The organism is Rhodanobacter sp. UC4452_H20, from assembly GCF_052978205.1.
The window spans coordinates 3,289,848-3,314,778 of the sequence record NZ_CM129662.1; the positions used below are offsets into that span (position 1 = coordinate 3,289,848).

The following is a 24,931-nucleotide window of genomic DNA, read 5'->3' on the forward strand; positions in this document are numbered from 1 at the left end:
CATCCCGATGACAGACTCCCGCCACGCCGCGGTATTCATCGCCGGCACCGACACCGGCATCGGCAAGACCCATGCTTCCTGCACCTTGCTGCACGCCCTGCGCGATGCCGGTCACCGCAGTTGCGGCATGAAACCGGTGGCCAGCGGTTGCGCGGCGACGCCCGACGGCCTGCGCAACGACGACGCGCTGGCCCTGCAGGCGGCAGGCAGCGATCCCGCGCTGGCCTACGAGCGGATCAACCCGGTGGCGTTGCGCGATCCGCTGTCGCCGCATCTGGCGGCCGCGCGCGAGCACCGGCAGGTCACGCTGGCGCCGATGCGCGCCGCCTTCGAACAACTGCGCAGCGAACACCAGCGCGTGGTGGTCGAAGGCGTCGGCGGCTGGCTGGTGCCGCTGGCGCCCAAGCTGTTCGCCTCGGACATCGCCAGGCAATGGCAGTTGCCGGTGATCCTGGTGGTCGGCCTGCGCCTGGGCTGCCTCAACCACGCCCAGCTCAGCGCGCGCGCGATCGTCGCCGACGGCTGCCGCCTGATCGGCTGGATCGGCAACCACATCGACCCGGCGATGGAAGCGCAAGCCGAGAACCTGGCCACGCTGGGCGAGCTGCTGCCGGCGCCGTGCCTGGGCGTGCTGCCGCACGGCATGCCGCCGGCGCAGGCGGCCGGACGCTTGCACGCCGCCGTGGCGGCGCTCGGCTGACCTTCACGTCCGGCGTACCGGCGTGCGTGCTTGAATGGCCGCAGACCTGTTTCCGGAATGGCCAATGCCCCGCAACCGCTACTACCTCTCGATCGCCGACCTCGGCCACGCCCGCGGCGAGGACCCGCGTTTCAGCTACGCCGGTGCCGGCCCGAATGATTTCGCCGGCGCGCTGCAGCACGCCTTGCGCAGCGATGAGCTGTTCCAGCGCTGGCGCGCGGCGCAGCCCGACCCGGATGCGGTGGACGCCAGCCTCGGCAACACCGATCCGGCCGCCGAGGTGACGGCGAAAGTCGCCGACCTGCGCACCGACGTGGAGCTGACCACCGACCTGCCGATGAGCGTGCTGCGCCATCGGCTGTTCCTGCTGATCGGCGGCGGCTGGCAGCTGCGCGACCTGCGCGTGGCGTGATGGCGCTTCGCTGATCCGCGGTCCGCAGTTTCCTGCGAACGTTTGGAAAGCGGCGGCCGTATGGGTAAAGTCGGGGACTGCATTTCCATCCCGTCCCGCCGCGGACGCCCAACGTTGGGGAACCTGATGCTTCGACTCCGCCTGCTCGTGATTGCCACCACGATCGCCCTCGCCGCCTGCTCGCAATCGCCGGGTGGCGCCGATGCCACGCCCGCGCCTGCGCCCACGTCGACAGCGAGCGCTTCCGCCACCGCCCCGGCCGATGCCATGACCAGCAACCCGTTCTTCCAGGCCAGCACGCTGCCGTTCCAGGCGCCGCCGTTCGACAAGATCACCGACGCCGACTACCAGCCGGCGATCGAGGAGGGCATGAAGCGGCAACTGGCCGAGGTGCAGAAGATCGCCGACAACCCCGAGCCGGCCACGTTCGAGAACACCTACGTGGCGCTGGAGAAAACCGGCGTGATGCTCGATCGCGTGATGGCGGTCTTCAACGGCGTCACCGCGGCGAATACCAACCCGACCCTGCAGAAAGTGCAGGAGGAAGAGGCGCCCAGGCTGGCCGCCCACCAGGACGCGATCTATCTCAACGACAAGTTGTTCAAGCGCATCGCGGCGGTCCACGACCAGCGCGACACGCTGAAGCTCGATCCGGAATCCGCGCGCCTGGTCCAGGTGGTCTACGACAACTTCGTGCATGCCGGCGCCAAGCTGTCCGACGCCGACAAGACCAAGCTGAAGGCGATGAACAAGGAGGAGTCCAGCCTCAGCACCGCGTTCACCAACAAGCTGCTGGCGGCCACCAAGGACGCCGCGCCGGTGATCGGCGACAAGAGCAAGCTGGCCGGCCTGAGCGATGCGGAAATCGCCGCCGCCAGTCGCGCCGCGGCCGATCGCAAGCAGGACGGCAAGTACGTGTTGCCGCTGCAGAACACCACCCAGCAGCCCGAGCTGCAGGATCTGACCGACCGTGCCACCCGCCAGCAGCTGTTCGAGGCGTCGTGGAACCGCGCCGAGCAGAACGACGCCAACGACACCCGCAAGACGATCGAGCGGCTGGCGCAATTGCGCGCGCAGGAGGCCGCATTGCTCGGCTATCCGAACTACGCCGCGTGGAAGCTGGAAGACCAGATGGCCAAGACGCCGGCCACCGCGATGGGCTTCATGCAGAAGCTGGCGCCGGCTGCGGTGGCGCGTGCCACGCGCGAGGCCGCCGACATCCAGGCGCAGATCGACCAGGACCAGAAGGCGGCCGGGCAGCCCGGCTTCAAGCTGCAGCCGTGGGACTGGAACCACTACGCCGAGCAGGTGCGCAAGGCGAAGTACGACCTCGACGAAAACCAGATCAAGCCTTACTTCGAGCTGGACAACGTGCTCAAGAACGGCGTGTTCTACGCCGCCAACCAGCTCTACGGGCTGACCTTCAAGGAGCGCAAGGACATTCCGGTGTACCAGCCGGACGTGCGCGTGTTCGAGGTGTTCGACGCCGACGGCAAGTCGATGGCGCTGTTCTACTGCGACTACTTCAAGCGCGACAACAAGGGCGGCGGCGCCTGGATGGACAACTTCGTCGGCCAGTCGAAGCTGATGGACACCAAACCGGTGATCTACAACGTCGCCAACTTCACCAAGCCGGCCGCGGGCCAGCCGGCGCTGCTGTCGTTCGATGACGTGATCACCATGTTTCACGAGTTCGGCCACGCGTTGCACGGCATGCTCGCCGACGAGCAATACCCCACCCTGTCCGGCACCAACACTGCGCGCGACTTCGTCGAGTTCCCGTCGCAGTTCAACGAGCATTGGGCGACCAACCCCAAGGTGTTCGCCAACTACGCCAAGAACTACAAGACCGGCGCGCCGATGCCGCAGGCGCTGGTCGACAAAATGAAGAAGGCCGGCAAGTTCAACATGGGCTACAACATGACCGAGCTGGTCGCCGCGGCGATGCTCGACATGAACTGGCACATGCTGGGCGCCGACGCACCGGTGCAGGACGCAGACAAGTTCGAGGCCGCCGCACTGAAGAAGGACGGCGTGGACCTGAGCTACGTGCCGCCGCGCTACCGCTCCAGCTATTTCCAGCACATCTGGGGCAACGGCTACGCCGCCGGCTACTACGCCTACCTGTGGACGCAGATGCTGGCCGACGACGCCTTCATCGGGTTCAAGGACAACGGCGGCCTTACCCGCGCCAACGGCGACCGCTTCCGCAAGATGGTGCTCTCGCGCGGCAACACCGAGGACCTGGCCAAGATGTACAGGGACTGGCGCGGCCAGGACCCGAGCATCGAGCCGATGCTGGAAAACCGCGGCCTGAAGGACGCAACGAAGAAGTAGGCCGTTTAGAGCGTCAAGTGTTGGAGGGCCTGCGCAAGCAGGCCCTTTGACTTTCAAGTAGTCGCCCTTTAACTAGCAAATAGGGTGGCATAACTTTAGAATCCGGAAATGGCTCGCCCCAGTCGTTCCGCCGAAATAGATGCCGCCCTGCTGCAAGCAGTGGCCACACATCCGCGCGACCTGGTCGGCATGGTGGCGGCCCAGCTGGGTCTATCGGGTGCGAGGGTCAGCATTCAGGTTCGCAAGCTGGTGGCCGAGGGCTACCTGCGCAAGGACGGGACGACCCGACCCGTCTACACGATGGGCCACAACCGCCGGTTTTGGCAGCGATACCCACGGGAGGGCCTGACCGAGGACACCCTCTGGTCGGCGCAATTGTCACCCTTGTTGCGGGACGTGCCGCGCAACGTGCTGGACATCGCCCACCACGGTGCAACGGAAATGATCAACAACGCCATTGACCACTCCGAGGCCACGCACGTCGGAGTGCACATGGAATTGCGTGATAACGAGCTGTTGATGATGATCGCCGATGATGGTGTCGGCATTTTCCGGAAAATCGCGCGTGCCCTGGAGTTGCCGGACGAACGCCTGGCGCTGCTGGAGTTGTCCAAAGGCAAGTTCACCACGGATCCGCGAAATCACTCGGGCGAAGGCGTGTTCTTCACCTCGCGGATGTTCGATCGCTTCCAGATCATGTCCGGAGGACTGGTGTTCTCCCATGAGGAAGGACATGGCAAGGACGTGTTGTTCGATGTCGACGGCATGCCGAAGGAGGGCACCGTCGTATCCATGGGCATATCCACGGGGTCCGTGCGTACCGTCAAGCAGGTGTTCGACGAATTTTCCAGTGGTCCGGACGAGTACGCGTTTGCGAAAACCGTGGTTCCGGTTCGCCTTGCCCAGGTCGGCGATGAGAACCTGATTTCCCGTTCGCAGGCCAAACGGCTGATGCAACGCGTGGACAGGTTCCGCCACGTGGTGCTCGATTTCAGCGATGTCACCACCATTGGGCAGGCATTTGCCGACGAGATATTCCGCGTGTTTGCCCGGGCCCACCCGGAGGTGGAATTGGTACCTGTCCACGCCGTTCCGGAAGTGCAGCAGATGATCCGTCGCGCCGAAGTGACACGTGATTACGACGGCGGGCAATTGTCTTTGCTTTGAGCCGGTCGTTCACCGGGAACTTCTTCGACACGCTGCTGCGTTTTTCTGGCTCGCCGGATGTGAATGGGCGCCGGTCGACCGCGGTGTGACGAAGGTAGGCGGCGGGAGCAGCGGCTGCGTGAAATAATCGAAACTCCCGACTGGAGCCCGATCACGCGTGGACAGCCATCATCTGCTGCAGACGGCCCTGGTGTTCCTGCTCGCCACGGTGATCGCGGTGCCGCTGACCAAGCGCTTTCGCCTCGGGGCAGTGCTCGGCTATCTGCTGGCCGGCGTGGCGATCGGGCCGCAGCTGCTGGGGCTGATCCACGACACCTCGGGCGTGGCGAACATCGCCGAGTTCGGCGTGGTGCTGATGCTGTTCGTGATCGGATTGGAGCTGTCGCCGCAGCGGCTGTGGGTGATGCGGCGCTCGGTGTTCGGCACCGGCATCGCGCAGGTGCTGGCCAGTGGCCTGGCGATCGGCCTGGTCGCGTACTGGCTGTTCGGCCTCAACGGCAAGGCGGCTTTTGTCGTTGGCGGCAGCCTGGCGCTGTCGTCCACCGCGTTCGGCCTGCAGATCCTGGCGGAGCGCAAGGAGGCGGGTTCGGCCTACGGGCGGCACGTGTTCGCCGTGCTGTTGTTCCAGGACCTGGTGGCGATTCCGCTGATCGCCGCCTTGCCGCTGCTGGCGGCGTCCTCGGCTTCGCATGTGGACCTGCTCGGCGTGCTGCGCACGATCGGGGTGATCGTCGGGGTGGTGGTCGGCGGCCGCTACCTGTTGCGCGCGGTGTTCCGTTTCGTGGCCAAGGCCGACTCGGTCGAGGTGTCCACCGCCACCGCCTTGCTGGTGGTGATGGGCGTGGCATGGCTGATGGAACTGGCGGGCCTGTCGGCCACCCTGGGCGCATTTCTGGCCGGCGTGCTGCTGGCCGATTCCGAATACCGGCACGAGATGGAATCGAACATCGAGCCGTTCAAGGGATTGCTGCTGGGGCTGTTCTTCATCAGCGTCGGCATGTCGATGGATCTGTCGCTGCTGTGGCATAGCCCCGGCCTGGTGCTGACCCTGCTGGCGCTGCTGCTGGCGCTGAAGAGTGTCTTGCTGTGGCCGCTGGGACGCTGGCTGTGCGGGCTCAATCGCTCGGACACGCTGCGCCTGCTGGTGCTGCTGGCCGCCGGCGGCGAGTTCGCCTTCGTGGTGTTGCGGCTGGCCACCGAGCAACGCCTGCTCAGCGTCGCGCAACGCGACCTGCTGATGCTGGTGATCGCCCTGAGCATGGCGCTGACACCGCTGCTGGTGGTGTTGGCGGCGAAGGCGTTGGACCTGCGCCCGCGCCAGCCGTCGCGCGAGTTCGACACCATCGACACGGCGCCGCCGCGGGTGATCATCGCCGGCTTCGGTCGCGTCGGCCAGATCATCGCCCGCGTGCTGCGTGCGCAGGGCATTCCGTTCGTGGCGCTGGAGCACTCCGCCGACCAGGTGGATTTCTCGCGCCGTTTCGGCAGCATCAATCTGTTCTTCGGCGACCCGGCGCGGCCGGAACTGCTGCGCGCGGCGCACGCGGCCACCGCGGAAGTCTTCGTGCTGGCCACCGACGACCCGGAGGCGAACCTGCGCACCGCGCGCCTGGTCAAGCGGCAGTATCCGCACCTGAAGATCGTCGCCCGCGCGCGCAACCGCCAGCACGTGTTTCGCCTGCTCGACCTGGGCGTGGACGACCCGGTGCGCGAGACCTTCCATTCCAGCCTCAAGATGACCCGCAAGACGCTGGAGGCACTGGGCCTGTCGCACGAGCTGGCGGTCGATCGTGTCGAGCGCTTCCGCCGCTACGACGAGGACCTGCTGCAGAAGCAGGCGCTGGTCTACGACGACGAGACCAAGCTGATGCAGAGCACCCGCGATGCACTGGTCGACCTGCAGCGGCTGTTCGAGGCCGATGCGGAGCGCACTGCCGAGCGCCAGCGCGAGAAGGGGCCGGTGGCGCCGGACAGTCCCGAATAGACGCGGCCGGCGGCTACTCCGCCGGTTGCCGCAGCGTCTGCCGCACGCTGGGGATCGCCTGGTTGCTGCGCGCGCTCAGTTCGTGGGCAATGTCGACGAAGCCGAGTTGGCGAGCCACTTCCGCGGCAGTGCGGCCGAAGGCGTCGGTGGCCTGGCGGTCGGCGCCACGCGAGAGCAGCACGCGGGCCGGGGCGAGCAGCGCGTGCATGGCGCAGGCATGCAGCGCGGTGACGCCGCGCTGGTCGGCATGCGCGACGTGCGCGCCGGCATCGAGCAGCGGCGGTACCAGCGCGCCCAGGTGGGTGGCGTCGCCGTCGCTGCCCGGCGGCAGTTGCGCGCCCAGCAGCAGCAACAGCGGCGTCTTGCCTTCGCGATCGGCGTGATTGATCTCGGCGCCGTGCTTGAGCAGGCCGTCGAACAGGCGGCGGGTGCGCAGGCTGTCGTTGTGTTCAAAGCCGAACTGGGCGGCGGCGTGCAATGCGTTGCGGCCGGAGCTGTCCACCGCCTTGACGTCGGCGCCGGCGGCCAGCAGTTGTTCGGCGATGTCCGGGTAGCCCAGCGCGGCGGCCACCATCAGCGCGGTGGCGTCGTTCGGCAGGCGCTGGTCGACGGCCACCTCGCGCTGCAGCAGCAGGGCCACCAGCGCTTCGCGCCGTGCGCTGACCGCGGCGACCAGGGCGGTGACGCCGCTGTGCGCGGGAAGGCTGGGATCGGCACCGGCGTCGAGCAGGCAGGCGGCCACGTCACGATGACCGGCACCGCAGGCGCGCAGCAGCGCGGTGGCGCCCTGCTCGTCGCGGGTGTCGACGGCGAAGCCCAGCTCCAGCAGTCGCTGCACCGCGGCCAGCGCACCGACCGCGGCGGCGGCAGGCAGGTCGGTGCCGCGCAACGGTCGCTGCGGCAGCGGCCAGTCGCGCCAGTCCAGCCAGCGCTCCAGCGCGGGATGCTCCAGCGCGAGCCCCAGCGGCGTCTCGCCGTGGGTGTCGGCTGCTTCCGGGTCGGCGCCGTGGGCGATCAGGCTGCGCACCAGCGGCAGCGCGGCGGCGCCATGTTCCAGCGCGGCGAACAGCGGCGTGCGCTGCTCCCCGTCGCGGGCGTTGGGATCGCAGCCGCGCGCCAGCAGTGCCTGCAGCAGGTCGCCGTGCGCGTGGCGGGTGGCCAGGTGCAGCGGCGTGCGCTGGTTCGCGTCCGTGCCGAACGGGTCGGCGCCGCGCTCGAGCAGGCCGAGCGGCAGCGCGGCGGCCTGGGCTGCGCCCTCGAGCTGCACCAGGGCCGCGGCCAGCAGGCCGCAACCGGCGGGGCTGGCGCCGGCCTGCATCAGATCATCGACCGCTTCGGTGGCATCGGGCAGGCGTTCGAGCAGGGCGTCGAACAGGCGCCGTCCCAGCGGTGCCTGGGTAGGCGCTTCGCCGGTGTCGGGCTCGTCGATGCGCGGTGCCTCCAGCCGGGCCTCGGCGGCGAGGCCGTGGTCCAGCAGCCAGCGCCGCGCCGCGCCCAGCCCGGGCGTGGCCAGTTCCAGATAGAGCCGGGCCAGTTCGGCTTGCGGCCAGGAGCGCACCCGCTCGCCGAAGGCGGAGACGGTGGCCCAGTGGCCGAAGCGCAGCGCGTCGAGCAGGTGTTGCGGCGTGTCGGCGCCTTCGTCCAGCAGATCGTGGCTGAGGTTGGCGGGCAGCGCGGTGTCCGGGTCCAGCAGCGCGACCAGATCCCAGCGCCCGGCGGCGCTGGCGTGGTCGAGTGCGCTGCGGCCGTCGCCGCCGGCGGCCTTGGCATCGGCACCCAGTTCGAGCAGGGCGCGGACGGTGGCGACGTCGGCATGCGGCGACTGGCAGGCCAGGATCAGCGCGTCGCGACCGTGCTGGTCGCGGGCCAGCACGTTGGCCTTGGCCTCGGCCAGCCGCTGCACGATGCCGCTGGCGCCGGCGCGCGCGGCTTCCATCAGCGCGGTAACGCCGTGCTCGTCGGCCAGCCTGACGTCGGCGCCGGCATCGCACAGTGCGCGGGCGATGCGCTCGTGGCCTTCGGCGGCGGCGCCGAGCAAGGCGTGCCGCTGGCGCGCGTCGAGTGCGTTGACGGCGGCGCGGTGCTTGAGCAACAGGGCAACGCCGGTGGGGTCGTCGTCGGCGATGGTGGCGGCGGCGACCAGCGCCGGTTCGCCGCCGGCCGGGGCCGGCTTGGCGCCGCGGTCGAGCAGGAATTTCGCCAGCGGCCAGTTGGCGGCACGGCAGGCGGTGGCCAGCGGGCTCAGGCCGGCCTGGTTGAGCGCGTCGATCGGCGCGGCTGCGTCGAGCAGCATCGCCGCCACGCCGGCGTCGGCGCTGAGCACGGCGCCGTGCAGCGGGGTGTTGCCGTCGGCATCGGTGGCCAGCGGGCTGGCGCCGTTGGCCAGCAGCATCAGCACCGCTTCGGCGCGGCCGTGCCAGCTGTCGCGGGTGGCCGCCAGCAGCGGGGTGAGCCCGCCGCTGGCGCGATTGACGTCGGCGCCGCTGGCGATCAGCGCGCGCAGCAGCCGCGTGTCGGGCAGCAGCGCCGCCAGCATCAGCACCGGGCGCTGGTCGCGATCACCCGGCGGCGGCACAGTGTCGCAGGCAGCACCCACTTCCAGCAGCGCCAGCGCGCGTTCGATGTCGCCGGCGCGGGCGGCGGCGAGCAAGGCGGCCGCCTGTTCGGGTGTGCCGGCGATGCGCTCCGGTTCACTCAGCACCGGCCGCGGCAATTCAGCGGTCAGCGGATTCGCGTCGGCGCGTCGGCGCGGCGGGTGGCGTTCGCACAGCAACGCGCGCAGGGTGCGGTTGGCGATCACCAGGCAGGCCAGCGGCAAGATCACCAGCGCATAGATCGCCAGCGCCGCCAGGCGCATTTCCTCCGGCAGCATGCCGACCAGCCCGGTCAGCGCGATCGCACTGAAGGCCAGCGCGAGCAGGCACAGCGCGGCCGGCACGAAGTGGGTGAAGAAGCGCTCCTCGCGCGACAGGTGCCGACCGAACGCCATGCTGCGCAGGGTGGCGGTGAAGATCCATGAACCGTCGCGTTGCGGCGGGTAGGCGTCGTCCCACACGAACACCAGCCCGAACGCCGGCCACAGTCGCCACAGCGAGACCAGCGCCAGCACCAGCGCGGCGGCCAGCAGCAGGGCGGCGCTGAGGCTGGGGCTGTGGCTCAGTTGCAGCATCGGCCAGGCCACCAGCACGAATACCAGCACGGTGTAGCCGGTAAACATCACCAGGTGCGCGGCGCCGCGGCGCAGCACGGTGCGCGCGAAGCTCGGTTCCGGATCGAAACCGATCGCGTGGCAAATGGCCGCCATGGTCAGTGCGTTGGCCAGAAGCAGCGGGATCAGGGTCAGCGGATGGGTGGTCAAGCTGGCCAGTGCCACGGCCAGCAAGCCGGGAATGAACCAGGCCAGCGCATGCAGGAAGGGAGGGCGACGGCGGGATTTGGTCTGGGTCATGGCGGCAGTATAGAAATCGTGGACCGTGCAGGCGGTAACCAGGCGTTAACGCGAACGCCATGATGCGCGATTCACTCGTCCCGATCATCCCGCGGCGAGTGCGTGTAGGCGGGGTGGTTGGCGGCGGCCAGCGTTTCCTGCGGCGGCAATTGCAGATGCCAGCCTTGCGTGCGCAGGTGCTCCAGCACTTGGCCAGTGTCCTCCACCGGCAGTTTGCGTTGGAGCGTCAGTTGCACCTCCATCACGAAGCGCAGTTCACCCAACATCAGCGTCAGCGGCTCGGGCAGTACGTCGAACGCGTCGCGTTCGGCCAGCCACAGGTAAGTGTCAGCCTTGGACAGGCTGGCGTAGACGAAGCATTGCATGGCAGCACCGTGGGGGCGGGAGCAAGCGCCGGGGAGGCGAGAGTAGCAGCGCCGGCCGGCGGATCGGCGGGCGGGTTTGTTTGCCGGGCGGAGTTCACTTGTTAGTAATTTGTTGCGAGCGCACTTGCAACGCCTTGTCCGAGAGGGCAAAGTCCAGCGCAGGAAGTTCAAACGTACGTATGAATTTTCCTGTCCGTCTGCCCGACTTAACCGAGTTGACCCAATATCATGCAGGAGCCAGCGATGCACACGTCTTTCCGTACCCTCACGGGCGCTGCCCGTCCACTGGCGCTCGCCGCGCTGAGCATTGCGATCGTGGGCGCCCTGGTTGCGCCGGTGAACGCGGATGCCAGTGCATTCCAGCTCAAGGAGAACAGCGCCAAGGGCCTGGGCCGCGCCTTTGCGGGTTCCGCTACCGCCGGCGGTGATGTCTCGGTGGTGGTCAACAACCCGGCCGCGATGTCCGAGCTGAAGGGCACCTACCTGCAGGCCGACGTCACCGCCATCAACTTCAGCGCCAAGTTCGACGGCAGCGCGCATGACGTGCTGGGTCGCCCGATCAGCGGCGGCAATGGCGGCGATGCCGGCACCACCTTGCCGGTGCCGGCGTTGTTCTTCGCCACCCAGGTCAGCGACCGCGTGCACGTGGGCGGCGGCTTCTCGGTGCCGTTCGGCTTCCAGACCGAGTACGACAAGGACTGGGTCGGCCGTTACCACGGCATCAAGTCCAAGTTCCAGTCGCTGGACGCCACGCTGTCGGCATCGTTCGACGTCACCGACAACTTCAGCCTGGGCGCCAGCTTCATCGCCCAGAAGACCAGCGCCGAGCTGACCAGCGCGGTCAACTTCAACGCCGTGGGCCTGGGCATCCAGCAGGGCATCGGCGCGCAGACCGCCGCCGGCGTCGCGCAGATCCAGGCGGCCATCGCCGCGGGCCAGATTTCGCCGGCGCAGGGTGCGGCGATGATCCAGGCGGCCGTGCAGCAGGGCCAGGCTGCCGCGGCCGGCGTGGCGGCGGTCACGCCTCCGGGCGTGGACGGCTACGCCCGCATCAAGGGCGACGACTGGGGCTACGGCTGGCAGCTGGGCGGCTTCTGGAAGCTGACCCCGAACGACAAGCTGGCGCTGAACTACCGCGCCAAGATCAGCCATCGCCTGCAGGGTACCGGCAACTTCACCACCACGCCGGGCTACGACCTGCTGCTGGCCAACCCGGCGCTGGCCAGCTCGATCCCGCCGTTCTCGCACACCACCGGCACCGCCGACTTCACCACGCCGGCCGTGGCCAGCGCGAGCTACTGGCATCAGGCCGAGAAGTTCGGCGTCGGCGTCGACGTGGCCTACACCAAGTGGGACGTGTTCAAGAACCTGACGGTGAACTACGGCAACGCGCAGCCGCAGACGTCGGAGCCGTACAACTGGCGCAACACCGTATACGCCTCGGTCGGCGGGGACTACTACGTCAACGACAAGCTGACCCTGCGCGCCGGCCTCGCGGTCGACAAGAGCCCGACCTACGAGGAAACCCGCAGCCCGCGCGTGCCGGACTCCACCCGCAAGATGGCCACCGTCGGCATCGGCTACAAGGCGAGCGAAAACTTCGAGATCAACGCCTCGTACGCGCACATCTTCGTCAACAACGCGCACGTTTCGCTGACCAACAGCACCGGCGACACGCTGACCGGCAACTTCGACGACTACGGCAACCTGCTGAGCTTCTCGGCGATGTACAAGTTCTGAGGCTCCACCCGCGGCAATGGCACGACGGAACTCCCCGCTTCGGCGGGGAGTTTTTTTTGCGCGGGGAGATGCTCAGCCGCGCCGCAGCAGCAGGTCGAGCAGGCGCCGGAAGCGCTTGCCGTATGGCGGGTTGAGCAGGCCGGCGCCGTTCCAGCGCGCCTGGCGGAACACCGGCTTGAGGTGCGAGAACGTGCGGAAGCCCGCCTCGCCGTGATAGCCGCCCATGCCGGAGGCGCCCACCCCGCCGAACGGCAGGCCGTGCTGGGCGATGTGGTAGAGCGTGTCGTTGACGCTGACGCCGCCGGCATGGGTGCGCGCCAACACCTGGTCGATGCGGCCCCGGTCGTGCTCGAACAGGTAAAGCGCCAGCGGATGCGGGCGGGCGGCGACGTGGTAGATCGCTTCCTCCAGCGTGTCGTAAGGCACGAGCGGCAGCAGGGGGCCGAAAATCTCCTCGCGCATCACCGCCATGCCGTCGTCGACTTCAGTCAGCAATTGCGGCGGCAGCAGCCGGCGCGCCGGATCCTCCGTGGCTTCGCCCAGCACGTGCACGTGTGCGCCGGCGGACCGCGCTTCGTCGCGCAGCGCCGCGAGGCGCTGGTACTGGCGATCGGAGACGATGCTGGCGTATTGCGCGTTCCGCTGCAGCTGCGGATACATCCGCGCCACTGCCTCGCCGGCCAGCCCGATGAATTCGGCCACGCGCGCGCGCGGCAGCAGCACGTAGTCCGGCGCGATGCAGGTCTGCCCGGCGTTGAGCAGCTTGCCGACGATGATGCGTTCCACCGCATGTTCCAGCCGCGCGCCGGGGCCGATGATCGCCGGCGACTTGCCGCCCAGCTCCAGCGTCACCGGGGTGAGGTTGGCCGCCGCCGCGCGCATCACGTGGTGGCCGACCGCGGTGGAGCCGGTGAACAGCAGGTGGTCGAACGGCAGCGCCGAGAACGCCTGCGCCACGTCCGCGTCGCCGGTCACCACCCGCACTTCGTCGGGCTGGAAATACTTCGTCACCTGCTCGGCGAACAGTGCCGAGAAGCGTGGCGTGAACTCGCTCATCTTCACCATCGCGCGGTTGCCGGCGACCAGCGCGTCGACCAGCGGGCCGACCGCCAGGTACAGCGGATAGTTCCACGGCACGATGATGCCGACCACGCCGCGCGGCTGCGGCCGCAACTCGGTGCGCGCCGGCAGGAACAGCCAGTCGGCCAGGCGCCGGCGCGGCTTCATCCAGCGCCGGCCGTGGGCCAGCGCATGGCGGATCGCCGAGAGGCTGGGGAAGAACTCCAGCAGCTCGGTCTCTTCGCGCGGGCGACAGCCGAAATCGGCATGGATGGCCTCGACCATGCGCTCGCGATTCTCGCGCAGCAGCGCCTGCAGCGCGCGCAGCCGGGCGGCGCGCACGGTCCACTCGGGCATCGGTTGCGCCCGTTGCGCGGCGCGCAGCAGGCGCAGGCTGTCGGTGAGCGTGGAAACCTGGTCGGTGGTCATGGCATTAATCGGTACGGGTCCTGCAGCATGCACGCAAACGGCGGGCGCCGCCTGCCGGGTCAGAAGCGCGCACGCAGTTCGACGCCCCACATCCGCGGCGGCGTGACGCCGGCGAACGGCGTGCCGAACACGCTGGTGGTGATGTTGTTCACTCCCGTGACGTAGCGCTTGTCGAACACGTTGGTGCCATAGAGCGCCACGCCCCACTGCTCGCCGGCGGCGCTCCAGTCCAGTCGCACGTCGGTGATCTGGCGTGCCGAGCCGACCCGGAAATTGGGGCTGATCTGGCAGGTGCCCTGCAACTGCGAGTCGTTGTTGCAGCGGGACGGGCCGCGATAGGCGTGGCTGAGGTCGAATTGCAGCGCGCCGTGCGCCACGTCGTGCCAGGTGTAGGCCAGCTGTGCGGCGAACGAATACTTCGGCTCGCCGGTGGGCTGGCCGTCCAGGCTGGCGCCGGAGGGCGCGGTGGCGTTGCGGTAGGTGGCGTCGATGTATGCGCCGTTCACGCCCAGCCGGAACGCCGTGTCTGGCTGCCATTGCAGCTCCACTTCGACGCCGTGGGCCTGCTGGTCGGTGCTCGCCACCAGGTAGCGCGGCACGCCGGAACCGGTGCTGTTGGGATCCAGCGTGAGCGACTGCCGGTTGTCGTAGCGGTAGTAGTAGGCGCTGGCGTTGAGCAGGAGGTTGGGCCCGGGGAACAGCGTCTTGACGCCGGCCTCGTAGTTGATGACCTTCTCCGGCGCGAAGTGCGAGCCGACCTGCACGCTGTTGTAGCCGCCGGCCTTGTAGCCCTTGGTGACCGAGCCGTACACCATCACGTCCGGGCTGAACGTGTAGTCCAGCACCACGCGCGGGCTGAGGTCGTTCCAGGTGTTCCTGCCTTGCACCAGCACGCCCACCGGCGCGCCGCTGGCGGGGTTGAAGATCAGGTTCTGCCGGAACACGTCGGGGTTGACGCCGGCCAGCGCGAGCAGGCCCATCGCGTCGAGCGCGTCGATGGTCTGGTCCAGTTCCGGCGCGCTGCGCTGCGGGTTGAACCACGAGAACCGCTTCTGGTCGCGGGTGTAACGCAGGCCGGTGGTGAGGTTGAGCTTGTCCCCCAGGTGCCAGATCACGTCGCCGTACAAGGCGTATGCCTTGAAGCGGCCCTGGTTTTCGATCTGCTCGCGCCAGGGTGCGCCGAGCACGGTGTAAGGCAGGCCGAACAGTTTCAGCAGCGAATCGAAACCGGCGAAGGTGTCGGCGTAGCTGGCGCCGCCCACGTTCAATGCCAGCGTGTCGATGCTGTCGGTGAACACGTCGGTACGACTGGTCTGGCGCGCCTGTTCGCTGTACCAGCTGGTGCCGGCCACCCAGTCGATCAGGTCGGTGCTGCCGGCGAACTTGAACTCCTGGTACCAGCTGTTGTTGTGCTCGATGTTGGCCGTGTCGAGGTAGGTGGTGCGCTGGTTGGTGCCGTCGTAGTCGCCCAGGTTCAGGGTGTCGAAATTGCGCCACGCGGTGGTCGAGGTCAGGCTGCCCCAGCCGAAGCTGTGGTCGACGATCAGGGTGGAGCCGTCGAATCGGCGGGTTTCGGCCGCGCCCACCGCGTCGTTGTAGAGCGGCGCGTGCAGCGGGTTGAGGTACTGCGCCGGGTTGGCCGGATACGGCGGGCTCAGCACGCCCGCGTTCGGGTCCGGCCGCACCGACCACGCCGACGACGGGATCAGGCCGAAGGCGGGCTGCGGCGGCTGCCTGAGCTCCTCGTGATCCCACGACCACAGCACGCGGGTGTTCGGCGTGATGTTCCAGCGGTAGACGCCGCGCGCGCCGCGATCGTTGTCCTGGCCGTAGCGCTTGCCGGTGGCCGCGTCGCGGGCCCAGCCGTGGCTCTGGTTGTCGAACAGGCTGAAGCGCAGCGCCATGTCCGCGTTGAGCGGCAGGTTCAGCAGGAAGTCGCCGTAGCGCTTGCCGTAGTTGCCCAGGCGCACGCGCGCCTTGCCTTCCAGCTTGTCGCTGGGTTCGTTGGTGACGATCGAGATGGCGCCGGCGGCGGCATTGCGGCCGAACAGGGTGCCTTGCGGGCCCTTCAGCACCTCGATGCGCTGGATGTCGTTGAACGCCAGCAGGGCGCCGCCGGAACGCGCGGCATAGACACCATCGATGTAGACGCCGACCGCCGACTCGGTGCCCACGCCGAAGTCGTCGGTGCTGATGCCGCGCAACTGGTAGTTGGGCTGGGTCGGCTGGTTGGCGCTGACTACCAGGCCCGGCACGAACAGGCTCATCTTGCTGAGGTCGGTGGCCGCGAGCGTGTCGATCTGCCGGGCGGTGACGATCTGCAGCGCGATCGGCACCGACTGCATCTGCTGGCTGCGGCTCTGCGCGGTGACGGTGATGGCGCCAAGCTCGGTGGGCCGGTCCGCTTTCGCCGCGGTGGTCGTGGCGGAGGCAGGAGCGGTGCCGTCGGCGCTCGTGTTCGTCTGCGCCGCCAGCGGCGCGCACAGCAGCAGTGCCGTGCCGCCGAACAGCAAGCCGCGCAGCGCGGTCGAAAGTGGACGTTGACGAAGGTTCATGCCGTGCTCCCCGTTGCATGGAATGGCCGCGACCGATGCGCCGCGGCGGTCGTTTGTCGGCTCAGTGCAGCACAGTGCAGGTACCGGGCATGGCCGCGATCCACGCCTTGATCAGCGCGATGGCTTCGTGGTCGGCCGTGCTGCGGCCGATCTCCGGCATCATCGTGCCGGGCTCGGTCGAGGCCAGCCGGTACGGGATGATCGAAGCATCCGGCTGGCCCGGCACGATGTCGAAGAAATGGTTGCCGGTACCCTGACCGGCCGCGGTGGGCGGCTTGCAGATGCCCAGCTCGTGGTTCTCCGGGGTGCCGTGGATCAGCGACAGGCCGGTGGTGTTGGCCGCGCCGTTCGGGTTGTGGCAGTGCCCGCAGTTGATGTCCAGCCAGGCGCGGGCGCGTGCATCCAGCGGCGCCTTCGGATCACTGGCATCGACGTCGCGCGGCACCGTGGCCAGCGCCGGCACGCCGGTGAGATAGCCAACCTTGACCAGATGCTCGAGCTGGTTGTGCTCGCCGTCGGCATACGGGTAGTTCTTGTTGATGTGCCGCGCCTTGGGGCCGATCGGATGCACCTTGCGATCGATCCAGTCCTGCGCGTGGCAGCTGGCGCACTGGCTTTCGTCGGGCACCACGTAGTTGAAATTCTCGCGTGCCGGGATGCCGTCCTGCGCGCTGGCGGCGACCAGGGTCAGCGGCAGCACAGCGCCGGTACGCGCAAGCATGGCCTCGGTCTGCGCGTCGTTCCACACGTACGGGATCGCTTCCCAGCCGTTCTGGCGATGGACCAGGATGCGCGTCTCGATCAGTCGCACGTTGGCCATGTCCAGGCCCTGGCCGGCGAAGTCGCGCGAGTAATCCGCGGTGCGCGCCACGTCGCTGAACTTGCCGTCGGCGGTGCGCGGGTAATAGAAAGTCTTGCTGAACACCGTGCCGACCGGAAAGTCGAGCGTGTCCACCGGCTGGTACTTGCCGCTAACGCCCCTGGGCATCCAGATCGTGCGCAGCTTGTGCGCGTAGTCGGTGAACAGCGGCGTGTTGAGGTCGTACGGCACCACGCCGTCGTTGAGCTGCAGCTTGCCGTCATGCACCTCGACCACGTGCCAGTCGCTGAGCCTGGCCGGGCGGCCTTCGGCATGGAACGCCACTGGCTGCATGCCGCGCTGGCAGCCGGCCAGCAGCAACGCGAGCAGCAGCAGCGCGAAACCCTGCAGAAGCGCACCTTGTGCGCGATGCCTTCGGGTGGCGTGACGGAGAGCATCGCGCACAGGGCGCGCTCCTGCGGAGACCGAAAATACCCGGAACATTCCTCAGACCTTCGGCTCGGGATTCAAGGTCACCGGGGGCAGGCTGGGCAGCGTGCATCCGTACGGCTTCATGTCCTTGCTGGGGTTCTTGTAGTCGTGCGGGCCGTCGGCGTTGATCACGCCGTTGACGCCCCGGATGCAGATGCGGTCGTTCGCCGGCGGCAGGCCGTCGACCAGGTTCTTCGTGTCGACGTAGCCATCCCACAACACGTCGGGGAAGTTGCCGCCGAGGCCGTACATCGCGGTCTTCAGCGCCTTCAGCTTGAGCCCGTCCGGTGAATCGCCACCGCCCTTGAGGCGGTTGTCGTGCACGTAGATCGCCTTCGGGTACGGGTTGTAGTTCGCCGCCACGCCGCGGGTGTTGTAGTAGTTGGTGGAGAAGTAGCTGGCGATGATGATGTTGGCGGTCCGGTTGTCGGCGATGTCGTTGTCGAAGATCTCCACCTTGTCGTTGGAGTTGATCACCACGCCCGAACCCGCCGGCACGCTGGCCACCGCCGCGCCCTTGGCAGCGAAGTTGTCCAGGTTGTTGGCGATTACCTTGTTCCTGAACACCCGCGTGCTGTGGCCTTCCTTGGACAGGTTGGGCATGTTGAACACCAGGATGCCGCCGGTGTTCTGCGTGGTGGTGTTGCCGTAGACGTCGGCGCGGGTGGAGTTCTCCACCTCGATGCCGGCCACGTTGTGTTCGGCGCGGTTGTTGCGCACGATGATGTTGTCCGACTGGCCGACGTAGATGCCGGCATCGGAGGCACCGATCACCACCGAGTCCTCGATCAGCACGTTCTGCGTCTTCACCGGGTACAGGCCGTAGGCGCCGTTGGTGGTCTTCGGGCCGTCGGTCCACTCCACGCGCACGCCGTGGATGGTGATGTTGCTGCCCTGGTTGATCTTCAGCGCATCACCCTTGGTGTCCTCGATCGCCAGGTTCTCGATGGTGAAATCGCTGGCATTGACCAGCAGGCCCTCGGGGCCGACCACCTGGCCCTTGAACGAGAGCACGGTCTTGTCCATGCCGGCGCCGCGGATGGTGACGCCGTCGGTGCGCAGGCTCAGCCCGCGCTTGAGGTGGTAGTGGCCGGCGGGGATCTCGATCACGCTGCCGGGCTTGGCGTCCAGCAGCTGCTCCTGCAGCTTGGCCTCGAAACCGTTGTCGGCGGCGGTTTGCGACGGCGCCTCGTGCTTGCCGCAACCGGCCAGCGTCGCGGCCAGTGCAATGGTGATGAGCAGTGTGCGCATGGTTGGATTCCCCCGTGAAAGTGCCGGCGTCGCGATGACTCCGACTCTCGCCCATTCCGCCGCCCGTGGGGAGGGCAAAGCGGCCAGCCGACGGGGGGAAAAGCGGCCGGATTGATCAGCGCGGGCGCCGCGCCTCCTGCGGCGGCATGCCCGTCCAGCGCTTGAACGCGCGCCGGAATTCACGCGGGTCGCTGAAGCCCACTGCGCTGCCGACGTCGGCCACGCTCAACGCGCCCGCCTGCAGCAGCTGCAGCGCGCGCTCGGCGCGCACACGATCATGGATCTCGCGGAAGATCCGCCCGCTCTCGGCCAGCTTGCGGCGCAGCGAGCGCTCGCTCAGGTTCAATGTGCGCGCGACTTCGTCGAGCCTGGGTTGCTGCGCCAGGCGGCTGCGCAGCAGGCGCTCCACCGCGGCGACGATCTCCTGATGCGGCTCGCCACCGTCAGGCGTGCGTTGCTGCGCGCACAACGCCAGCGCCTGCTTCGCGGTCAGCGGGTTGTAGCCGGGCAGCGGATGGGGCAGCCACTGCACGTCGATCAGCAGCCGGCAACGCGGTGCGTCGAAGCGCGACTCGCAGCCGAACAGGGCATCGTATTCGTCGGCGTAGGCCGGTCGCGGATAGGCCAGCTCCAGCCGCTGCGGACGCAGCTCCGGGCCGACCAGCTCGCGCGCGATCAGGGTCGAACTTGCAAACAGCTCTTCGCAGAAGAACGGCAGCAGTTCGCCGTCCTCGAACAGCGGCAGGGCCACCATCGCCACGGTGCGCTCGTCCACCGCCTCGAACGAGAGGTCGAGCAGGCAGCCGCAGATCTTGTGGTGCGCGATGCCCGCCTGCATCGCCTCGCCGAAGGTGCGCGAGGTCATCATCGCCAACCCGAGCAGGCCGAAGCCGCCGACGGTGCCTTCGCGGCCGATGCGCAGGCCGGCGTCCGCCACCCCCGCCGCGCGCAGTGCCGCCAGCGCTCGCCGCACGAAACCGGAAGCCTGGCGATACGACACGCGCAGCGCAGGGTCCGCCAGCTGCGTGCGGCTGAGCGCCAGACCGGCGAACCAGCCGCGGCAGTCGATGCCGCAGGCATCGGCGAGCTGGGTCAGGTACAACAGCTTGTTGGTCGGGAACTCCGCGGCGGTGTAGCGCGGATCGTCCGTCGCCGCTGCCGTCGCCGCTGAGGAATGCAGGCCGATCATGCCGGCGGGTCGTGCCATGGTGCCGATGCTCCGACGCAGGCAGGCCGCGACGGCCTGCAGTCCGGACTTTCTAACATGGCGGGGGCGGCGCCCGCTTGCGCGCCGCACAAGCGGGCGCAAGCGTCCGGCGAACGCTTGCGCGCTCCCGGCCCCCGGCTCCTACTCCCCGATCGTCAGCAGCGAGGCGTTGCCGCCCGATGCCGTGGTGTTGATGGTCAGCGTGCGTTCGCCGGCGAAGCGCAGCAGGTAGTGCGGACCGCCGGCCTTGGGACCGGTGCCGGACAGGCCTTCGCCGCCGAACGGCTGCACGCCGACCACCGCGCCGATCTGGTTGCGGTTGACGTAACAGTTGCCGACGCGGGCGTGCTGGCTGATGTAGTGCACGGTGGCGTCGATGCGGCTGTGCACGCCGAGGGTGAGGCCGTAGCCGGTGCTGTTGATCTCGTCGACGACGTTCTTCAGCTCGCTGGCCTTGAAGCGGATCAGGTGCAGCACCGGGCCGAACACCTCGCGCTTGAGCACCGACAGCGAGGGAATCTCGTAGGCGCGCGGCGCGAAGAAGGTGCCGTGCGCGGTGGCGGCCGGGTCCATCGGCGCTTCGGCGATCTTCTTCGCCTCCTTGTCCATGCGTTCGGCGTGGGCCACCAGGATCGCCCTGGCATCCTCATCGATGACCGGGCCGACGTCGGTCGACAGCAGGCCCGGGTCGCCCACCTTCAGCTCGGCCATCGCGCCGGCGAGCATGTCGATCACCTTGTCGGCGATGTCTTCCTGGATGTACAGCACGCGTGCCGCCGAGCAGCGCTGGCCGGCGGACTGGAAGGCCGAGGCGATCACGTCCTTGACGATCTGCTCGGGCAGCGCGGAGGAGTCGGCGATCATCGCGTTCTGGCCGCCGGTCTCGGCCACCAGCACGGCGATCTGCGCGTCGCGCGCCGCCAGCGCGCGGTTGATCGCCCACGCGGTTTCGGTGGCGCCGGTGAACACCACGCCGGCCACGCGCGGGTCGCGGGTGAGCGCGGCGCCCACCGTGGGGCCGTCACCCGGGACGAACTGCAGCACCTCCTTCGGCACGCCGGCCTCGTGCAGCAGCTGCGTGGCGAGATGGCCGATCAGGCTGGTCTGTTCGGCCGGCTTGGCGATCACCGTGTTGCCCGCCGCCAGTGCGGCGCTGACCTGGCCGATGAAGATCGCCAGCGGGAAGTTCCACGGGCTGATGCCCACGAACACGCCGCGACCGCCCAGGTACAACTGGTTGGTCTCGCCGGTGGGGCCGGGCAGTTGCTCGGGTTCGGCAAACAGGCGGCGCGCCATGGTGGCGTAGTAGCGCAGGAAGTCGGCCGCCTCGCGCACTTCGGCGATCGCGTCGGGCAGGCTCTTGCCTGCCTCGCGCACGCACAGCGCGATGAACTCGGCGCGGCGCGCCTCCAGCTGGTCGGCGGCGAATTCGAGCATGGCGGCGCGATTGGCCACCGGCAGGTTGTTCCAGCGGTCCTGCGCCGCCGCCGCGTTGGCCATCGCCCGATCGACGGTGGCCTGGTCGGCGCTGAGGTAGCTGCCGATGATGCGGCGGCGGTCGGACGGATCGGTGACCTGCACCGTGGGGCCCTGGCTGCTGGCGCCGGGCACCAACGGGCCGGCGGCCCACGGGCCCTGCTGCGCGTTGACCGCGGCGGCGAGGTCGTTCAGTTCGTTGTCGTTGGCAAAGTTGACGCCCATGGAATTCTTCCGAAGTTCACCGTAGAGATTGGCCGGCAGCGGGATGCGCGGGTGCGGGATGTGATCGAACGCGCGCACCGTCTCGCAGGGGTCGGCCACGAGCTCGCGCGCGGGCACGTCCTCGTCCACCACGCGGTTGACGAAGCTGGTGTTGGCGCCGTTCTCGAGCAGGCGGCGCACCAGGTAGGGCAGCAGGTCCTCGTGCGAGCCGACCGGTGCGTACACGCGGCAGGGCACGTTGAAGCTCTGCTTGCCGATCACCTCGGCATACAGGTCGCTGCCCATGCCGTGCAGGCGCTGGAACTCGAACGGCCGGCCCTGCGCGATGTGGTGCACGGCGGCGATGGTGTGCGCGTTATGGGTGGCGAACTGCGGATAGATCAGGTTGCCGCCCGCGTTGAACAGGCGCCGCGCGCAGGCCAGATAGGAGACGTCGGTATTCGGCTTGCGGGTGAACACCGGGTAGCCGCCCAGGCCCTGCTCCTGCGCCTTCTTGATCTCGGCGTCCCAGTAGGCACCCTTGACCAGCCGCACGTACCAGCGCCGGCCGCTGGCCAGTGCTGTCTCCACCAGCCAGTCGATCACGAACGGCGTGCGCTTGGCGTACGCCTGCACCACGATGCCCAGGCCGTTCCAGCCTTCCAGCGAGGGGTGCGCGAAGACATCGCCGATCACGTCCAGCGACAGCTCCAGCCGGTCGGCCTCCTCGGCGTCGACCGACAGCGCGATGCCGTGCTTCATCGCCAGCTGCGACAGCTCCAGCAGCTTTTCGGTGAGCGCCTGGTGCGCCCGTGCGCGCTGGGCCACTTCGTAGCGCGGGAACAGCGCCGACAATTTCACCGAGATCGACGGCGCGTCGGTGTGGTTCGCATACGGGCCGCGCGCGCCCAGCGCGGCGATCGCGTTGCGGTAATCCTGCTGGTAGCGCTCGGCGGTGTCGGCGGTCAACGCCGACTCGCCCAGCATGTCGAAGGAGTAGCGGAACACCGCGTTCTCCTTCTTCAGGCTGCGGTCGAGCGCTTCCTCGATATCGCGGCCCATCACGAACTGGTGGCCCATGATGCGCATGGCCTGGCGCACCGCCGCGCGGATCGCGGGGTCGCCCACGCGGGCGACCAGCCGGCGCAGTGCGCCGTTGAAATCGTCGCCGCTGCCGTCGGCCAGGTTGACCAGCCGGCCGGTGAGCAGCAGGCCCCAGGTGGAGGCGTTGACCAGCAGCGATTCGCTGCGGCCCAGATGCTTGCGCCAGTTGGCGTCGCCGAGCTTGTCGCGGATCAGCTTGTCGGTGGTGGTCTTGTCCGGGATGCGCAGCAGCGCCTCGGCCACGCACATCAGCAGGATGCCTTCCTCGCTGGACAGGTCGTACTGGCGCATGAAGGACTCGACCACGCTCTGGTCCTTCGCCCGCGCACGCACGCGGGTGACCAGCGCGGCAGCGCGGTCGACTACCTGTTCGCGTTCCTCCGCCGGCAGCGCAGCCTGGTCGAGCAGGTCGTTGACCGCTTCGGTCTCGTCGCGCAGCCAGGCAGCAGTGATGCGCGCGCGCGCGGGTGTGGTTCGAGCGGGCAGCTCGGGGCTCAGGATGGGTGAGGTCACGGTCGTGTCGGTGCCGGTCGTGGGGGATGGAATAAACCCGCGATTGTACGCTTCGTGCCCGGCCGTGGGGACGCGCCGCCACGCGCGAAAATCCGCCTCGGGCAGGGTGATCTGCCGCACGGGCGCGAATGGCTTGCGGTGCCTGTCGAGCTCACGGTGTGCGTTGATCGAAGTCAATCGGGTGCGACATTCTTGCCCACTGCGCCGCCGCGGCCTATCATTCCGGCAGTTCCAGGCACGCCGGATCTCCATGATCGTGCTTCGACCAGCCAGCGCCGGCTTGCCCTGCGTGACGATGTGGCTCAAGCCCAATCGCTCGCTCAGCCGCCGCGGCCTGCGTCGACTGATCGTGGTTCTGGTGGCATTGGCGCTGACAACGGCAGAACTGGGGGCGTGGCAGGGGAACGTGTTTGCTCCGCTGTTTGCCCTGGTGGAATCCGCCGCCATGGCCATCGCGTTGAGCGTGGCCTGGCGGGCCGGCGACCGCTGCGAGCGCATCACTCTCGACGAATCGTCGCTGGAGGTGCAGTCGCTGCCGGGCCGGCGTTGCACTCGCTTCCAGTCTTGCTGGGTGCGCGTGCGGCTGGATACCGGCAATGGACGCCTGGTGTTGACATCGCACGGCCGCGATCTGGAGATCGGCGCGTTTCTGGCGGCAACGGAACGCGTCGAGCTGGCGAAGCGACTCAGGGTGCTGCTGGCCGGCTCGACCGGAACGTGGCGCAAACAGCAATGACAAAGGTGCAAGACATGACATCTGGCGGGATCAGGCGATCAATCATGGCGACGGCGGGCCTTGCCCTTGCGACGTTCGGCGGTGCCGTGCAGGCGAATCCGCATCCATGGCAGCTGAACATGGAGCGCGGCGCGAGCACCTGGTCGCACGTCCCCTACGATCTGAACAACATCTCGCTGTGGGTTTGCGTGGTGATCGGCGTGCTGGTGTTCGGCGCCATGTTCGTCGCGATGTTCCGCTTCCGCAAATCGCGCGGCGCGGTGGCCGAGAAGTGGGCGCACAACACCGTGCTGGAAGTGGTCTGGACCACGATTCCGGTGCTGATCCTGATCACCCTGGCCTACCTCGCCACCGGCGGCCTCACCAGCTGGGCCGATACCACCGGCTCGCAGATGACGGTGAAGGTCACCGGCTACCAGTGGAAGTGGCGCTACGACTACGTCAGCTACATGGGCAAGCCGATCGACAAGGTCGGCTTCATGTCCAGGCTGGACAAGCAGAGCGACGACACCCGCCAGCTCGATTCGGGCATGGACCCGTATGCGGTCAAGGTGGGCGACGAGCAGACCTACCTGCTCAACGTCGACAAGCCGCTGGTGGTGCCGGTCGACACCAAGATCCGCTTCATCATCACCGGCGGCGACGTGATCCATTCGTGGTGGGTGCCGGCGCTGGGCTGGAAGCTCGACGCGATCCCCGGCATTGTCAACGCGGCCTGGACCAACATCAAGGAGCCGGGCACGTACCGCGGCCAGTGCGCCGAGCTGTGCGGCCAGGACCACGGCTTCATGCCGATCGTGGTGGTGGCCAAGTCGGAGGCGGACTTCGCCAAGTGGCTGGCCGAGCAGGAAGCCGCTTCCGGCAAGTCCCTGTCGCCCCCCGCGCCGATCGACGCGGGCACGGCGGCCACTGCCGCGGCGACCACTCCGCCGGGCTGAGCCCGACCCCATCCG

Annotated in this window: 16 protein-coding genes; 8 read left to right on the forward strand and 8 right to left on the reverse strand. The window is 68.4% G+C overall.

Annotated features, from left to right (window positions below; all coding sequences use genetic code 11):
• The first annotated feature begins 7 nt into the window (after window positions 1–7).
• The 5 genes from bioD to ACVCMC_RS15255 all read left to right on the forward strand — a co-directional run bounded on the left by bioD (window position 8) and on the right by ACVCMC_RS15255 (window position 6,600).
• Complete coding sequence (gene bioD, locus ACVCMC_RS15235; protein ID WP_395120401.1) at window positions 8–700, forward strand: dethiobiotin synthase; 693 nt, start codon at window positions 8–10, stop codon at window positions 698–700.
• Window positions 701–764: 64 nt separating this feature from the next.
• The gene (locus ACVCMC_RS15240; RefSeq protein ID WP_395120400.1) at window positions 765–1,112 is read left to right on the forward strand and encodes a hypothetical protein; all 348 of its coding nucleotides are present in this window, start codon (window positions 765–767) and stop codon (window positions 1,110–1,112) included.
• A gap of 126 nt (window positions 1,113–1,238) precedes the next feature.
• Window positions 1,239–3,449, forward strand: coding sequence for a peptidyl-dipeptidase Dcp (gene dcp, locus ACVCMC_RS15245; RefSeq protein ID WP_447097907.1), 2,211 nt, complete (start codon window positions 1,239–1,241; stop codon window positions 3,447–3,449).
• A 108-nt stretch (window positions 3,450–3,557) separates the two neighbouring features.
• Window positions 3,558–4,616, forward strand: coding sequence for an STAS-like domain-containing protein (locus tag ACVCMC_RS15250; protein WP_447097908.1), 1,059 nt, complete (start codon window positions 3,558–3,560; stop codon window positions 4,614–4,616).
• Window positions 4,617–4,773: 157 nt separating this feature from the next.
• A complete protein-coding gene (locus ACVCMC_RS15255) occupies window positions 4,774–6,600 on the forward strand; it encodes a monovalent cation:proton antiporter-2 (CPA2) family protein (RefSeq protein ID WP_447097909.1) in 1,827 nt (608 codons plus the stop codon).
• 13 nt (window positions 6,601–6,613) lie between these two features.
• On the opposite strand, the gene ACVCMC_RS15260 is transcribed toward ACVCMC_RS15255, so the two are convergent.
• Both ACVCMC_RS15260 and ACVCMC_RS15265 read right to left on the reverse strand, forming a co-directional pair.
• Window positions 6,614–10,048 carry an ankyrin repeat domain-containing protein gene (locus tag ACVCMC_RS15260; RefSeq protein ID WP_447097910.1) on the reverse strand — a complete coding sequence of 1,145 codons (3,435 nt, stop codon included), beginning with the start codon at window positions 10,046–10,048 and terminating at the stop codon, window positions 6,614–6,616.
• Between the two features lie 71 nt (window positions 10,049–10,119).
• On the reverse strand, window positions 10,120–10,413 hold the full coding sequence (locus ACVCMC_RS15265; protein ID WP_447097911.1) for a YcgL domain-containing protein: 294 nt from the start codon (window positions 10,411–10,413) through the stop codon (window positions 10,120–10,122).
• 243 nt (window positions 10,414–10,656) lie between these two features.
• Between ACVCMC_RS15265 and ACVCMC_RS15270 the strand changes: the two genes are divergently transcribed.
• A complete protein-coding gene (locus ACVCMC_RS15270) occupies window positions 10,657–12,153 on the forward strand; it encodes an OmpP1/FadL family transporter (protein WP_447097912.1) in 1,497 nt (498 codons plus the stop codon).
• 72 nt (window positions 12,154–12,225) lie between these two features.
• On the opposite strand, the gene ACVCMC_RS15275 is transcribed toward ACVCMC_RS15270, so the two are convergent.
• From ACVCMC_RS15275 to putA, 6 genes are all read right to left on the reverse strand, one after another.
• Window positions 12,226–13,641, reverse strand: coding sequence for a coniferyl aldehyde dehydrogenase (locus ACVCMC_RS15275; RefSeq protein ID WP_447097913.1), 1,416 nt, complete (start codon window positions 13,639–13,641; stop codon window positions 12,226–12,228).
• 59 nt (window positions 13,642–13,700) lie between these two features.
• On the reverse strand, window positions 13,701–16,196 hold the full coding sequence (locus ACVCMC_RS15280; RefSeq protein WP_447097914.1) for a TonB-dependent receptor: 2,496 nt from the start codon (window positions 16,194–16,196) through the stop codon (window positions 13,701–13,703).
• 61 nt (window positions 16,197–16,257) lie between these two features.
• Entirely contained in the window at window positions 16,258–17,460 is a 1,203-nt protein-coding gene (locus ACVCMC_RS15285; RefSeq protein WP_447097915.1) for an SO2930 family diheme c-type cytochrome, read from the reverse strand.
• 42 nt (window positions 17,461–17,502) lie between these two features.
• Window positions 17,503–18,738, reverse strand: a complete 1,236-nt coding sequence (locus tag ACVCMC_RS15290; protein WP_447097916.1) for a parallel beta-helix domain-containing protein — start codon at window positions 18,736–18,738, stop codon at window positions 17,503–17,505.
• 115 nt (window positions 18,739–18,853) lie between these two features.
• On the reverse strand, window positions 18,854–19,945 hold the full coding sequence (locus ACVCMC_RS15295; protein WP_447097917.1) for an AraC family transcriptional regulator: 1,092 nt from the start codon (window positions 19,943–19,945) through the stop codon (window positions 18,854–18,856).
• Window positions 19,946–20,086: 141 nt separating this feature from the next.
• The gene (gene putA, locus ACVCMC_RS15300; protein ID WP_447097918.1) at window positions 20,087–23,242 is read right to left on the reverse strand and encodes a bifunctional proline dehydrogenase/L-glutamate gamma-semialdehyde dehydrogenase PutA; all 3,156 of its coding nucleotides are present in this window, start codon (window positions 23,240–23,242) and stop codon (window positions 20,087–20,089) included.
• A gap of 295 nt (window positions 23,243–23,537) precedes the next feature.
• Between putA and ACVCMC_RS15305 the strand changes: the two genes are divergently transcribed.
• A complete protein-coding gene (locus tag ACVCMC_RS15305) occupies window positions 23,538–23,978 on the forward strand; it encodes a DUF2244 domain-containing protein (protein WP_395121268.1) in 441 nt (146 codons plus the stop codon).
• 14 nt (window positions 23,979–23,992) lie between these two features.
• Window positions 23,993–24,916: a cytochrome c oxidase subunit II gene (gene coxB / locus ACVCMC_RS15310; protein ID WP_447097919.1), complete on the forward strand. Its 924-nt coding sequence runs from the start codon at window positions 23,993–23,995 to the stop codon at window positions 24,914–24,916.
• Window positions 24,917–24,931: the final 15 nt, after the last annotated feature.

Bases quoted from the DNA above. Each gene is read 5' to 3' on its own strand.
- ACVCMC_RS15290 (WP_447097916.1), bottom strand. From the start codon at position 18,738: ATGCGCACACTGCTCATCACCATTGCACTGGCCGCGACGCTGGCCGGT.
- ACVCMC_RS15305 (WP_395121268.1), top strand. From the start codon at position 23,538: ATGTGGCTCAAGCCCAATCGCTCGCTCAGCCGCCGCGGCCTGCGTCGA.
- ACVCMC_RS15260 (WP_447097910.1), bottom strand. From the start codon at position 10,048: ATGACCCAGACCAAATCCCGCCGTCGCCCTCCCTTCCTGCATGCGCTG.
- bioD (WP_395120401.1), top strand. From the start codon at position 8: ATGACAGACTCCCGCCACGCCGCGGTATTCATCGCCGGCACCGACACC.
- ACVCMC_RS15275 (WP_447097913.1), bottom strand. From the start codon at position 13,641: ATGACCACCGACCAGGTTTCCACGCTCACCGACAGCCTGCGCCTGCTG.
- ACVCMC_RS15295 (WP_447097917.1), bottom strand. From the start codon at position 19,945: ATGGCACGACCCGCCGGCATGATCGGCCTGCATTCCTCAGCGGCGACG.
- dcp (WP_447097907.1), top strand. From the start codon at position 1,239: ATGCTTCGACTCCGCCTGCTCGTGATTGCCACCACGATCGCCCTCGCC.
- ACVCMC_RS15240 (WP_395120400.1), top strand. From the start codon at position 765: ATGCCCCGCAACCGCTACTACCTCTCGATCGCCGACCTCGGCCACGCC.
- ACVCMC_RS15250 (WP_447097908.1), top strand. From the start codon at position 3,558: ATGGCTCGCCCCAGTCGTTCCGCCGAAATAGATGCCGCCCTGCTGCAA.
- ACVCMC_RS15265 (WP_447097911.1), bottom strand. From the start codon at position 10,413: ATGCAATGCTTCGTCTACGCCAGCCTGTCCAAGGCTGACACTTACCTG.
- ACVCMC_RS15270 (WP_447097912.1), top strand. From the start codon at position 10,657: ATGCACACGTCTTTCCGTACCCTCACGGGCGCTGCCCGTCCACTGGCG.
- ACVCMC_RS15280 (WP_447097914.1), bottom strand. From the start codon at position 16,196: ATGAACCTTCGTCAACGTCCACTTTCGACCGCGCTGCGCGGCTTGCTG.
- coxB (WP_447097919.1), top strand. From the start codon at position 23,993: ATGACATCTGGCGGGATCAGGCGATCAATCATGGCGACGGCGGGCCTT.